This is a genomic window from Micromonospora sp. NPDC007208 (assembly GCF_042869175.1).
Lineage (GTDB): Bacteria > Actinomycetota > Actinomycetes > Mycobacteriales > Micromonosporaceae > Micromonospora > Micromonospora foliorum.
In genome coordinates this window covers 1-12,241 of sequence record NZ_JBIAFG010000032.1, presented here as the reverse complement: position 1 = coordinate 12,241, position 12,241 = coordinate 1, and the positions used below count along the sequence as shown (strand labels likewise).

The following is a 12,241-nucleotide window of genomic DNA, read 5'->3' as shown; positions in this document are numbered from 1 at the left end:
GGTGGGTGGGGCGGGGGCCGCGGGGGGGGGGGGGGGTGGGGTGGGCGGGCCGGCGCTGGTCTTCCGGGTGGGGGGGGGGGGGCCCGGGGGGGGCCCCCCGGGCGGGCGGGGGGGCCCGCCCGGCCCCCCCGGCTGCGGCGTCAGAGGGCGATCAGGTCGAACTTCTCCCAGGGGCCGACCGAGTCCCGGTTCGCGATCAGCGCCTCGGCCCCGCCGTTCTCCGCGACCACGTACCTGTTGTTCACCGTCGCCCGCAGGCTGACCGAGCCGTCCGCGTTGCGGACCAGGGCGAAGGACTCCCACGACCCGGCGGACGCCCGGTTGGCGATCAGCGGGTTGGCGCCGGCGTTCTCGGCGCAGACGATCTGGTTGTTGACCCGGGCCCGCAGGGCGATCGTGCCACCGCCGAGGTCGATCTGGTCGAACTGCTCCGAGCTGCCGACGCTGGTGGCGGAGGCGACGAGGTTGCCCGCGCCCGCGCTGGTGGCGCTGACGTACCGGCCGTTCGCCTGGGCCCGCAGCGCGACCGCCCCGGTCGTCGGCGTGCCGCCGGTGAGGATCCGCAACGCGTCGACCATGCCCACCGAGGTGGTCTTGTTGACGATGCGGATCGTGTGGGAGCCGTTGGCCAGCCCGGTCTTACGGAACACGACCTGCTGGGCCTGGCGGGCGCCGGCGACGTTCAGGTTGACGTTGGCCTGGAACACGTTGTCCAGGTAGACGTCGACGTTGCCCATGTCGCTGAACCGCTCGGACAGGTACTCCACCCCGGTCCCGGTGAAGGTGTAGCTGGCCGCCGAGCCGACGGTGGTGCTGTGGTGGGTGTCGTCGTTGTAGTCGCCGTACCCCCGGGCGGTGGTGTGGTGCCAGTTGGCGTCGTAGGTCAGCATCGTGTCGTTGACCAGCCCACCACCGCCGGCGCCGCCGAGGCCCAGGGTCGAGGCGGTGCCGGACAGGCTCTTCTCGGCCTGGTTGGCGGTGCCGGTCAACGTCGTGGTCGCGTACGTCGACAGCGGCTTGGCGGTGCGCTCCACCACGTACACCGTGTTCGCCGCGGTGGCGAAGCTGACCTCGGCGGCCGAGGTGGTGGTCAGCACGGCGTTGTCCGAGGTACGACGGACGCGGATCTCCTGGCCGCCCCACGGGTTCACCACCCGGGCCGTCTTGCCGTACTGGCTGCGCAGCCCCACGTACTTGGTCTCGCCGGCCTCCCGCTCCGAGCTGACCAGGAAGCCGTCCTTGGCGAGCAGCGTGAACTTCCCGACGAAGGTGGAGTCCGTCGGCGCGGCCGGGAAGACCCGGATCTTGTCGTTGTACGACTGGAGCAACGACTCGTTCATCGCCGCCAGGTGGACGCCGAGGTACTCGAAGACGCCGTTGGTGTTGTTGGTCATCCCGTTCGGGTAGTTCTGGTACTTCTGCAGCATCGTCCGCATGCCCTGGAACGCCTGGTCGCCGAGGCCGAGGCGGGCGGCGTGCACGTGGTCGTTGGACCACACGTTGCCGTACGGGTGGGGCCGCACGTTCCAGGTGGTGATCGCGGTCTGCTGGTCGGGGTAGCCGATGCCGGTCTGGTCGTAGGGCCAGACCAACTCCAGCGCCACGTTCTCGTTGTTGCGGGTCTGCGAGATCGGTGGGTCGTGCGGCAGGTACGCCCCGTTCTGCACCTGGTACGGGGCCAGGTTGCTGACGATGCTCTGCCAGTTGGCCCGCAAACCGGCGTCGAGGCCGAGCTGCTGGCTCACCTGGATCGTGAGCGGGAACAGCAGCCGCACCGCCGCCAGGTCGGTGATGGCGTTGCGGACGTCCCAGTACGTCTCGTGGGCGTTCGAGTTGGCCATGTACCAGCGGCCGGTGGCGCTGTCGTAGTCCAGCATGTCCTCGTAGAACTTCACCGCCTCCCGCATGTACGGGTAGGCGGTGTTGCGCAGGTACGTCTCGTCGTTGCTGTACCGGTACTGCAGGTACATGTTGTAGGCGGCCTCGGTGCCGGTCGAGTAGGTGTCGTTGACGTAGTCGCTGTTGATCGTGCCCCGGGCGTTGCCGTCCCAGCCCATCGTCTCGGGCACCCAGAGCCCGTCGCTGCCGTACCGGGTGGTGGTGTACGACTTCAACGCGGAGAGGTTGCGACTGTAGAGCCGGTTGAACCCGGCCATCAGGTCGACGTGGTTGCTGGCCAGGAACGAGTTGTAGACGTCCCGTTGATTCCAGTACCAGTACCCGTTGCTCCACTTCGAGTTGTCCTGGGTCGCCCGGAAGACCCCGTTGATGAAGTGCAGCGGGTAGTTGCCGTAGCCGCCCGCCGCGATCATGTAGGTCGCCAGGTAGTAGACGTTCTCCAGGTAGTCGGCGTCGCCGCCCGCGTTGGAGTACTGGACGAACGACTTGGCCCAGAAGTCGTGCCACCAGTTGCGGTAGTTGTTCAGCGTGGTCGCGTAGCCGACGCTCTTGGCCGCCGCCAGCTGGTTCTTCGCCTGGGTCACCGAGTTCAGGCCCGGCGAGTTGATCCGACTGGCCGCGGTGAACCACACGGTGTAGCTCGACGTGGGGGTGATCGTCAGCCGGACCCGGGTGCCGTTGACCACCTGGGAGGAGTACGACGCCCCCTCGACGGTGGCCGCGAGGGTGTACCCGAAGTTGTTCGCGTCGGTCTGCCCCCGGCTCAACCCGACGCCGCTGGCGTCGGCGAAGGTCGAGACGGTACGCCAGGTGTTGAGATCGGGGACGTCCGCGATGTTCTGGACGGTGTTCATGTCCCAGAGGCTCAGGTCGAGCCCGACGCTGCTCACCCCGGGTCGGGTGTCCTCGACGTGGATGCCCATCACCTCGGAGTTGGGCGCGCCCAACACGGTGACGGTGCGGTTGTTGTCGTACTTCGTGGTCAGCGTCCCGTCGTAGAGCGAGAGACGTTGCTGGAAGGTGGTGTAGCCGGTGTCGAGCTGCGGGTTGCTGTACAGGTTCACCAGCCCGGCGGCGTAGGTCGACTGCTGCGAAAGGTCGACACCGGAGACCTGGGCGGTCAGGCCGTTGTTGTTCCACACCATGGCGCCGGTACGGCCGTTACCGACCGTGAGCCCGTGCAGCGGGTTGGTGTTCGGGCGGTTGTAGACGATGTCGTGCTTCGACAGGTAGGCGGCCCGGTTGACGTTCATCGTCCCGGTGCTGGTCCCGAACGCGGCGTCGGTGGGTGCGGCGGTCGCCGGCCCGGCCGGTCCGATGGCGACGACGCCACCGGCGAGCAGGACAGCGAGCGCGATTCGTAGCGGCGGCGTCATCTTCATCGACACGATCTCCTCTGGATCGTCGTGCGGATGCAGGTCTCGCACCCCGGGAAGGTGCCCCGGTGTGCCCACGTCCGCCGAAACGAGGGCGATGTCGAGAACGACGCGGAGCGGTGCCACCGTGCCGGGTTGACGGCGATCGGATGACCATCGATCCACATCGTTGATGTGCAGTTAACATCGGACGTCTGTGAGGGTCAATCCCTCGGGATCGTCAGGATCGCTTCAGGAGCGGTGCGCCGCCACGTTGATGACGTTGCCGTCCGGGGCGCGGACGAAGAACCGTCGCACCCCCCACGGCTCGGTGGTCAGCGGGTGCACGATCTCGTAGCCCAGCCGTTGTGCCTCGGCATAAGCCTCGTCCACGTCGTCCACCTGCGCGCTGACGATCGAGTCCTCGGGTGCGGTCGCGTCCCCGGAGACGAGCTGTACGGCCACGTCGGGGTCGGCCGAGGTGTAGCGGGCCACCCAGCCCAGGTTGAACGCCTCGGTGCTCAGACCGAGAAAGTCGGTGTAGAAGCCCTTCGCGGCGCTGACATCAGCGACCGGAAGGTTGGGCAGGATGCGGATGACGCGCATGCGGACCTCCAGCTCAGGCAATCGAGACCTCCTGATTATTCCGGCCGTCAGGCCCTGATCCGCTCGGCGACCCGTACGGCGACGGCCCCGAGCTGCTCGGCGGAGAGCGGAGGCTCCGGCTGCGCGGCAACTGCCCGCTCGTCGACCCCCACCATGTTGCTGACGCTCGCGCTGAGCGCCCGGTTGCCGGGCAGTTGAATCGACACGATGTGCTGCACGCTCGCGGTCCGCTTTCCGGTCAGCGTCTCGGTCTTCATCCGGAGGCCGCCGGGGGTCGTCCCCTGCGCACAGACACGGTCGTAGCGGTCGTCTCCCGCACCCTCTGGCAGCTCGCACGGCCAGTGGAATCCGGCGGGCCCGTCGGGCGCCGAGGGGTCGACCGGCTGGCGGGTCGGCGCCGGATCGAGAACGTCGGGGGAGATCGACACTCCCAGCGGACCCTTCCGACCCCGATACGACACGCCCGATCCGCCGCCGACCATGTCGTCCCGGCCGTTGTGGGTGAACACCGGCGGTCGCCCGTCCGGCTGGCGGGCCTCGCCCACGTGGTCGGGGACCCAGAACCACGTCGACCCGGGCGCCACCGCGCGCAGCGCGGCATCGAACTCAACGCCGAGGCGCTTCGCGCTGGCCTCGGCGCTCTCGTCGGTGTCGAAGACCAGGCGGAACCCGGTGTCCGCGGCCGTGGGGGAGGGCGCGACCAGCGGCCGGCCGGGCTCCTGATCGTGTACGGCGACACCGACTCCGACGCCGACCGCCAGCGCCAGGACAGCGGCCAGCGGGCCGCCGACCAGCCGGGCGCGGCTCGCCCGCCGCTCGCGCCGGACGATGCCCGCCACGTCCACCTGGGGTGGCGGTGGCGTCCCGATCAACTCGTCGAACAACTGGTGACCCATCTGCTGCCCTTTCCTCAGGACTGACCGGTGACGACGGCACGCAGGTTCGCCAACCCGCGTGCCGACTGACTCTTGACGGTGCCGGTGGAGATGCCGAGGATCTGCGCGGTCTCCTCCACCGAGCAATCCAGGTAGTAGCGGAGAACGAGCACCGCCCGCTGTTTGGGGCCGAGGGAACGCAGCAACGCGGCGAGTCCCTCGCGGTCGGTGACCGTCTCCGGGGCCGCCGCGACCATGTCCGGCAGCGTCGCGCTCGCCTGTTCCCGCCGCTTCCAGGGGCGGCGCCGCTCATCGAGCCAGGCGCGGGTCAGGACCCGCTGGGCGTACGCGTCACGGTTGTCCGCCTGACCTGCCGTGCGCCAGTTCCGGTAGAGCTTCGCCACGGTCACCGACACGACGTCGTCGGCGGTGTGCCAGTCCTGGCAGAGCAGGAACGCGCTGCGTCGCCAGCGATCCATCCGGCCCGCGACGAAGTCGTGGAAGTCGGTCTCGTCGGCCCGCCTCACCGGGGTCTGTCCTCTCCGGCGACCAGCACCGGTCTGTTCTCTGCGCTGACTGTCACGGCCGTACGACGCGGCCCTCCCGCCCGGGGGTTGCACGCCGGTCCACGTACATCTGGTGACCGACGCGGATATCGGCGTCGTCGACAATGGGGGCGCATTCGGCGAGGAAGTTGCGGTACATGGCGCGGAACAGCGTTCCTGGCCGGCGTGCTGGAACAGTCAGCTGAGCGCGGCGGCCTTGCCGAGCAGCACCGAGCGTTCGCGCTGATTGGCGCAGAGCCGGGCCGCCAGCTCCAGTTCGGCGCGCGCCTCCGAAAGTCGGCCGAGGCGGGTCAGCAGCTCGCCGCGTACGGTTGGCACGAGGTGCGAACCGGGGAGCCGGTTCGAGGCGATCAGCTCGTCCACGATGGCCAGGGCTGGCGTCGGACCCGAGGCCATGGCGACGGCGACGGCCCGGTTGAGCTCGACCACCGGCGAGGGTGCCACCCGGCCGAGCACCTCGTAGAGCATGACGATCCGGGCCCAGTCGGTCTCCTCGACCGAGGACGCCGACGCGTGCGTGGCCGCGATCGCGGCCTGTAGACCGTAGGGGCCGAGGCCGCGCTGCGATGCCCTGGTCAGCGCCACCACCCCACGGTGGATCGCGGCGAAGTCCCACAACCGGCGGTCCTGGTCGGCGAGGAGGATCGGGGTGCCGTCCGGGTCGGTCCGGGCCGGGAAGCGTGCCGCCGTCAGCTCGCACAGGGCGAGCAGGCCGTGCACCTCTGACTCGTCAGGCTGGAGCGCGGCCAGGGTGCCGGCCAGCCGGATCGCCTCGTACGCGACGTCGGGGCGCAACAACCGGTCGCCGGACGTGGCCGTGGACCCCTCGGTGAAGATCACGTAGAGGACGCTGAGCACACCGCCCAGCCGCTCCCGGCGCTCGCCGGCCGGCGGCAGCTCGAACGGCACCCCGGCCGCCGCGATCGTCTTCTTGCCCCGGGTGATGCGGGCCTGCACGGTCGGGACGGGCACCAGGAACGCGCGGGCGATCTCCTCGCTGGACAGGCCGCCGACCACCCGCAGGGTCAGCGCCACCCGTGTCTCGCGGGAGAGCACCGGGTGGCAGCTGACGAACATCAGCGCCAGCACGTCGTCGTCGATCCGGTCGGGGTCGATCTCCTGGTCGAGCGCCGGATCGGCCGCCAACAGGGCGTATCGGTCCTGCAGGGCGGCCCGGCGGCGGATCGCGTCGATCGCCCGCCGCCGGGCCGTGGCCATCAGCCACCCGGCCGGATTGGTCGGTGAGGCACGCGGCCACGACACCAGCGCCTCGGCCACCGCCTCCTGGGCGGCGTCCTCGGCCAGCCCGAAGTCACCGGTGAACCGGGTCAGCGCGGCCACGATCCGCGCCGACTCGATCCGCCAGACGGCCTCGACATCGGGCGTACCCATCAGACGTGGCCGTTGCTCTCGCCGCCCTGCGGGACCTCGTCGGCCTCGGCCACCCGTCGGACCTCGATCTTGGACCCGCGAACCGCCGGGACCCGCTTGGCCCACTCGACCGCCTCCTGTTTGGTGGCAACATCGAGCAGGAAGTAGCCCCCGAACAACTCCCTGGTCTCGCCGTACGGACCGTCCGTGACCACCGGTGCCTCGCCACCGAAGTCGACCACGACGCCCTGGCGCGGGTCGTCCAGCCCTTCGGCCGCGACGAGAACGTCGGCCTTCATCATGTCCTCGATGAACTGGCGGGTCGTGGCCATCATCTCGTCGAGGTTGGCCATCATGGCCGCGTTCGTCTCATCGGTGCCCCGCATGATCAACAAGTACTTCGACATCGCGTTCTCCTCATCCGACGGGGCCATCTCCCGGCCCCAGCATCCCCACGTCGAACGGGTGGACCGCGGATCGACACGGGCCCGGAACATTCTTTCCCTGTCACCCGGGAGTCAGGGGCGCTGACGCTTGATTCGATAGGCGATCGTCAATAGATTGAGGGTGGGCGCCGCCGGGGTCCGGGTGACCGGGCCGTCGGCGACTGACAGGTCCACCCCGAGCCGGGCACTTCGGTCGTACGCACGACCGGTCGCTGTGGCGCACCGCCGCGCCGCATCCAGGGCACGTTGTCGCGCCGCGTCCGTCCAGGACGCGCCGCCGTGCCGCCTCCGCTCAGCTCGATGGCAGAAGGACCCTTCATGACGATTTTCCGTGCCCGCCCCGCCGCGACCCTGGTGGTCGCCGCCGCGCTGGCCGCCGCCGCGACCACCACCGGAGCGGCAGTGCTCACCGGCCCGGCCGCAGCCGCCCAGGGCTGCCGGGTCGACTACACGCCCAACCAGTGGCCCGGCGGGTTCACCGCCACCGTCAAGGTCTCCCCGGGGGACGCGGCCGTCTCCAGTTGGACCGTCACCTGGACATACGCCGGGGACGAGCGGGTCACCAGCGGCTGGAACGCCACGGTCAGCCAGTCCGGCTCGACGGTGACCGCCCGCAACGCGTCGTACAACGGCGGCATCCCTGCCGGTGGCTCCACCGAGTTCGGGTTGCAGGGCACGTACGGCTCCAGTGGTGGCGCGCCGACCGGGTTCAGCCTGAACGGCGTACCGTGCAACGGCGCCACGCCACCGCCGACCACCCCGCCGCCGACGACGCCTCCGCCCACCACCCCACCGCCCACGACGCCTCCGCCGACCACCCCGCCGCCGACCACCGAGCCGCCGACCGGGTGTGCCGGCGCGGTGCTCTGCGACGGCTTCGAGGGCCAGACCGGTTCGACGCCGTCCGGTGACTGGGCCGTGGTGAGCCCGGACTGTTCCGGTGCTGGTACCGCCACCATCGACACGGCGACCACGCACGGCGGCAGCCGGTCGGTTCGGATCAACGGCGCCGCCGGGTACTGCAACCACGTCTTCGTCAGGTCCACGAAGAACCTCGGCAGCGTGGGTAACGTCCGGTACGGGCGGGTGTGGGTCCGGCACACCACCGCCCAGCCCACCGAGCACACCACGATGATGGCGATGACCGACGCGGCGGACGGCAACAAGGACCTGCGGTTGGGTGGCCAGAACGGCGCGTTGCAGTGGAACCGCGCCTCCGACGACGCGACCCTGCCCGAGCAGAGCCCGGCCGGGGTGGCGCAGAGCCTGCCGCTGCCCACCAACCGGTGGACCTGCGTGGAATTCATGGTGGACGGCGCGGCCGGTCAGCTGCGTACCTGGGTGGACGGGACCGCCATCCCCGGGCTGACCGCGGACGGCGCACCGACGCACGACATCGACGGCCAGTGGTACAACCGCACCTGGCGGCCGCAGCTCACCGACCTGAAGCTGGGTTGGGAGAGCTACGGCGGGGGAGCCGACACCCTCTGGTACGACGACGTCGCGGTCGGGTCCAGCCGGATCGGCTGCTGACCCTTCGAGGTCGCGGACGGGGACCGTCAGCGGTGCCCGGCCAGATCAGTGCATGTGTCGAGGGTGTGACCCGGATGTCGGGTCACACCCTTGCTCGTCAGTGGCCTCCTTCACGACGCGGCGGCCCCACGGCTGCTCACCTCACGCGGGAGGATGTCGGGACACTGTTTGGCCGCGTGGTGGCGGTGGCGCGAAGCGCACCGCCACGTCCGTTCTCGACGGCCGCGCGGTCCGGGACCGAGGAGAGGGCGACCATGGACCGCACGTTGGCCGAGATCCTGGACGCGGCGGCGCACGGGGACTTCCCGCCACCGGACGGCGGGACCACTGTGGTACCGCAGCCGAGTCGCCGGGACGCCGGAGTCATCGCCTTCACCGGGCACTCGGTGGTGTTCACCGACGAGGACCCCCAGTGGGTACGTCGTACGCTGGCCACCCTCGACTGCGACTCCCTGGCGGCCACGATGAATCCGCGTTTCCTGGGTGCGTTGCTCGACCGCACCCGGCGCTCCATGGACACGATCGACCTGCTGACCGTCGCGAGCAGCCTTGCCGGGCCAGCCCCGTTGCAGCTGAGCGAGCTTGCCGACGCCGATCATCCCCGCGAGGTCAGGGCGCGTCGGCGCCGCGACGACGTCCACGTCTGGGCCGCCGAGGGCGGGGTGGTCGTTCTCGGCCGAGGGGTGGCCGGCCGTTGGGAGGCGGCGATCGAGGTCGACGACGAGCGTCGCCACCGGGGCCTGGGGCGGGCGCTGGCGACGGCGGCCCGACATCTGGTGCCGGACGGCCAGCCGGTCTGGGCCCAGCAGGCCGCCGGCAACGCGCGCAGTGTGCGCGCCTTCCAGGCGGCGGGCTTTCGACCGGTGGGCGCCGAAGCGCTTCTTCTCCTTCAGACGTAGGCACCGTGCCGGGCGAGCCGCCCGACCACTGTGGGCCGAACCGTGATCGGAAGGAGGTTTCCGAGATCACGCCCGAGGGCATCCCGGCGGTTGAAGTCAGCCGCTCGTTACCCCTGATCGAGGAGAGCACCATGTCGGTCCAGGCATTTCTCTACGTTGTCGCCGTCATCCTGATCGTGCTCGCTGCTCTGCCGCTGCCCACGAGGGGTGTCTCGCTCGCGCTTCTGGGTGCCGCCTGCGCCCTGCTCGCCTACGCCTGGCCGGTGATCACCGCCTGACCTTTCCGTGAGTTGTCGCGGCCGGTGGTCGGCAGTCAGAGTGTGCTCTGGCAGCCGGTGACCGGCCGCGAGTCTGTCGACCTCACGGGATCGCTGTTCGCCGCCGCTGGCGGTACGCGGCGGCCTTGGCGCGGTCTCCACAGCCGCGCATGCCGCACCAGCGCCGCCGTGCGCCTCGCGACCGGTCGACGAACGCTCGGGTGCAGTGCTCGTCGGCGCACCAGCGGAGGGCCAGACGGTCGTCGCTGGCGTGCAACTCCAGGCAGTCGCGGGCGAGGACCGTCAGGACGGCGTCCAGGTCGCCGTTGCGGTGCACCCCGTCGACGTCGAGGCGCAGCGTAGGTAGCGGCCCCGCCGCGGCCCCGTTGACCAGCTCGCGGTCTGCCGTGGCCGCCTCGGTGCCGTCGATCAGGGCTCGGACCAGGCGGAACATCGCCTCTCGGAGCGCCTTGACGTGCCGCAGGCCGGCGTCGTCCACATCAGGCGCGCGCTCGACGATGCCGGCCTGGACGGCCCAGTCCGCGAAATCTGTCGGCGCCGTCAGCTGCTCGACGTCAGCGTGGCCGCGCTCGGCGAGGGTGGGAAGGAAGTCCAGTACCGGCCGATCGGCGATGAACTCGAACCTCACGTCACCATATTGACCGGTGACGCGACGCGGTGCAAGAGTGAAGCGATGTCATCACCGGTCGAACAGGTGACGGATCTGGGCCCCGGTACTCGCCCCGACGGCGCTCGGCTGACCCACTACCTGGTCGCGGCACTGCTGGCCCGTACCGCTGACGAAGGCGCCCGCGTCGCGCTGGTGATCTTCGCCCTGGACCGGACGGGCAGCGCCGCCGTCGGCGGGACGCTTGTTGCGACCCTGCTCCTCCCACACGTCGTGGCCGCACCCCTGGTCGGCGGGCTGGTCGACCGGTCGCGACGGCCAACAGCCGTGCTCGCCACCGCGATCACCGTCTTCGCCGGCGCCCTCGCAGCCCCGGTCGCCCTGCTCGGTCACGCGCCGCTGTGGCAGACCTATCTCGTCCTCGCGATAGCGGGGTGCTGCGGGCCCGCGGTGACCGGCGGGCTGACCAGCCAGTTGGCCGTACTGGCCGGCCCCGGGCACGAGGCTCGTGCCTTCGCGCTGGACTCGTTGTCCTACAACGTTGCCGGCGTGGTCGGGCCGGCGACGGTGGGGCTGGTGGCGGCGTCCGCCAGCCCGAGCACCGCCACCCTCGCGCTCGCGGTCGCCGGCGGGTTCGGGGCGCTCGGCGTCGCATCCCTGCGCCTGCCCGCCTCCGCCACCGCAGCGGAGCAGACCCGAGCGGTCGACCTGTTCCAGGGTGCCCGCGCGATCGTGCGGAACCCGGCCCTGCGAACGATCACACTCGCCACCAGCGTCGGCCAACTGGGCCTCGGCGGCCTGGCTGTCGTCGCCACCACCCTCACTGCGGCTGCGCACCAACCCAGCCGAGCCGGGTTGCTCCTCAGTGCGACCGCCGGTGGCGCGTTCGTGGGATCACTGCTCTGGGCATGGCGTCCGTTGCCGGCGTCCCGCGCGCCCGGCGTGGCGGTCTGGGCCATGGTCGCGGTCGGTGTACCCCTCGCGTTGGCCGCCGCGGTGCACTCCTTGCCGCTGGCCGCCGCACTGTTCGCGCTGTCCGGGCTCTTCACCGGACCGTTCGCGGCGGCGCTGTTCCTGGCCCGGAGTCACCTGGCCGCCGAGGCGATCCGTACGCAGGTCTTCACCATCGGCGCCGGACTGAAGGTGGCCGCCTCGGCGATCGGCGTCGGCCTCCTGGGCCTCGCCACCGACCTGCCGGCGAGTGCTCAACTGCTGGTGGTGGCCGCCTTCCCGATTGTCGCGGGCATCGCGGGCGGTGTGCTGCTGCGGCACCGCCCACGAGCGCGTGTGGGCGGACACATCGACGCTTGCTGAGTTTTTTTCACGAGCGTAGGAAGAACACCACCCATCGATCCGCCGTCCCGCGTCGAAGGAGATGCGTGTGCTCGCCGACGGCTGGTCACTGGACGTGCGGCCGTACTGGGGCATCGCACCGATCCGCCGCTACCCGTACACCGGCTCGGCGATCGTGATCTGGAACAGCGGCGCGGCCTACGCGCCACCGCCGACCAACCTCGCCCCGGCCGGTCCGGAGTTCGGCGACGACCCGCACGAGTTCCCCCGCGCTCAGGCCGGGGCCCAGAAACAGAAGGCGGTCTTCCTGCTCACCGGCAAGGTCGTCGACGTCTGCGCGCGGACATCCTGCCCGTGACGCGAGCCTCGGGACGAAGCGGGGGGGGGGGCCCGGGCCCCCCCCCCCCCCCAAACAGGCGGGGCCGGGGGGGGGGGGCGGCCCTCGGTGTCCGTATGGGGCCCCGCCGCGTTTGCGCCCCGGGGCCCGGGGGCCACCCCCCCCCGGGTTGGGCC

12 protein-coding genes are annotated in these 12,241 nt (G+C 70.9%); 5 read left to right on the top strand and 7 right to left on the bottom strand.

The window, feature by feature from the left end; all coding sequences use genetic code 11:
• Positions 1-140: 140 nt before the first annotated feature.
• The 6 genes from ACFYL6_RS33075 to ACFYL6_RS33050 all read right to left on the bottom strand — a co-directional run bounded on the left by ACFYL6_RS33075 (position 141) and on the right by ACFYL6_RS33050 (position 7,079).
• Positions 141-3,326 (bottom strand): carbohydrate-binding protein, encoded by a 3,186-nt coding sequence (locus tag ACFYL6_RS33075; RefSeq protein WP_387177147.1) that lies wholly within the window; start codon positions 3,324-3,326, stop codon positions 141-143.
• Positions 3,327-3,506: 180 nt separating this feature from the next.
• On the bottom strand, positions 3,507-3,860 hold the full coding sequence (locus ACFYL6_RS33070) for a VOC family protein (RefSeq protein ID WP_387177146.1): 354 nt from the start codon (positions 3,858-3,860) through the stop codon (positions 3,507-3,509).
• A gap of 47 nt (positions 3,861-3,907) precedes the next feature.
• On the bottom strand, positions 3,908-4,756 hold the full coding sequence (locus ACFYL6_RS33065) for a hypothetical protein (RefSeq protein ID WP_387177145.1): 849 nt from the start codon (positions 4,754-4,756) through the stop codon (positions 3,908-3,910).
• A gap of 14 nt (positions 4,757-4,770) precedes the next feature.
• The gene (locus tag ACFYL6_RS33060) at positions 4,771-5,262 is read right to left on the bottom strand and encodes a SigE family RNA polymerase sigma factor (RefSeq protein WP_387177144.1); all 492 of its coding nucleotides are present in this window, start codon (positions 5,260-5,262) and stop codon (positions 4,771-4,773) included.
• A gap of 216 nt (positions 5,263-5,478) precedes the next feature.
• On the bottom strand, positions 5,479-6,693 hold the full coding sequence (locus ACFYL6_RS33055; protein ID WP_387177143.1) for an RNA polymerase sigma factor: 1,215 nt from the start codon (positions 6,691-6,693) through the stop codon (positions 5,479-5,481).
• Positions 6,693-7,079, bottom strand: coding sequence for a YciI family protein (locus tag ACFYL6_RS33050; protein WP_387177142.1), 387 nt, complete (start codon positions 7,077-7,079; stop codon positions 6,693-6,695). Before ACFYL6_RS33050 ends, ACFYL6_RS33055 begins: the two co-directional genes overlap by 1 nt.
• Positions 7,080-7,436: 357 nt before the next feature.
• Between ACFYL6_RS33050 and ACFYL6_RS33045 the strand changes: the two genes are divergently transcribed.
• From ACFYL6_RS33045 to ACFYL6_RS33035, 3 genes are all read left to right on the top strand, one after another.
• A complete protein-coding gene (locus tag ACFYL6_RS33045; RefSeq protein WP_387177141.1) occupies positions 7,437-8,651 on the top strand; it encodes a cellulose-binding domain-containing protein in 1,215 nt (404 codons plus the stop codon).
• 254 nt (positions 8,652-8,905) lie between these two features.
• Positions 8,906-9,550: a GNAT family N-acetyltransferase gene (locus ACFYL6_RS33040; protein WP_387177140.1), complete on the top strand. Its 645-nt coding sequence runs from the start codon at positions 8,906-8,908 to the stop codon at positions 9,548-9,550.
• A gap of 5 nt (positions 9,551-9,555) precedes the next feature.
• Complete coding sequence (locus ACFYL6_RS33035) at positions 9,556-9,828, top strand: hypothetical protein (protein WP_387177139.1); 273 nt, start codon at positions 9,556-9,558, stop codon at positions 9,826-9,828.
• An 82-nt stretch (positions 9,829-9,910) separates the two neighbouring features.
• Here the strand turns inward: ACFYL6_RS33035 and ACFYL6_RS33030 are convergent, their stop codons facing one another.
• Positions 9,911-10,456 (bottom strand): CGNR zinc finger domain-containing protein, encoded by a 546-nt coding sequence (locus ACFYL6_RS33030; protein ID WP_387177138.1) that lies wholly within the window; start codon positions 10,454-10,456, stop codon positions 9,911-9,913.
• Between the two features lie 45 nt (positions 10,457-10,501).
• Between ACFYL6_RS33030 and ACFYL6_RS33025 the strand changes: the two genes are divergently transcribed.
• Complete coding sequence (locus ACFYL6_RS33025) at positions 10,502-11,749, top strand: MFS transporter (RefSeq protein WP_387177137.1); 1,248 nt, start codon at positions 10,502-10,504, stop codon at positions 11,747-11,749.
• A gap of 61 nt (positions 11,750-11,810) precedes the next feature.
• Positions 11,811-12,086, top strand: coding sequence for a hypothetical protein (locus ACFYL6_RS33020; protein WP_387177136.1), 276 nt, complete (start codon positions 11,811-11,813; stop codon positions 12,084-12,086).
• The last annotated feature ends 155 nt before the right edge of the window (positions 12,087-12,241 follow it).

Coding starts and splice junctions, on each gene's coding strand:
- ACFYL6_RS33040 (WP_387177140.1), top strand. CDS start 8,906: ATGGACCGCACGTTGGCCGAGATCCTGGACGCGGCGGCGCACGGGGAC.
- ACFYL6_RS33020 (WP_387177136.1), top strand. CDS start 11,811: ATGCGTGTGCTCGCCGACGGCTGGTCACTGGACGTGCGGCCGTACTGG.
- ACFYL6_RS33025 (WP_387177137.1), top strand. CDS start 10,502: ATGTCATCACCGGTCGAACAGGTGACGGATCTGGGCCCCGGTACTCGC.
- ACFYL6_RS33050 (WP_387177142.1), bottom strand. CDS start 7,079: ATGTCGAAGTACTTGTTGATCATGCGGGGCACCGATGAGACGAACGCG.
- ACFYL6_RS33065 (WP_387177145.1), bottom strand. CDS start 4,756: ATGGGTCACCAGTTGTTCGACGAGTTGATCGGGACGCCACCGCCACCC.
- ACFYL6_RS33055 (WP_387177143.1), bottom strand. CDS start 6,693: ATGGGTACGCCCGATGTCGAGGCCGTCTGGCGGATCGAGTCGGCGCGG.
- ACFYL6_RS33070 (WP_387177146.1), bottom strand. CDS start 3,860: ATGCGCGTCATCCGCATCCTGCCCAACCTTCCGGTCGCTGATGTCAGC.
- ACFYL6_RS33045 (WP_387177141.1), top strand. CDS start 7,437: ATGACGATTTTCCGTGCCCGCCCCGCCGCGACCCTGGTGGTCGCCGCC.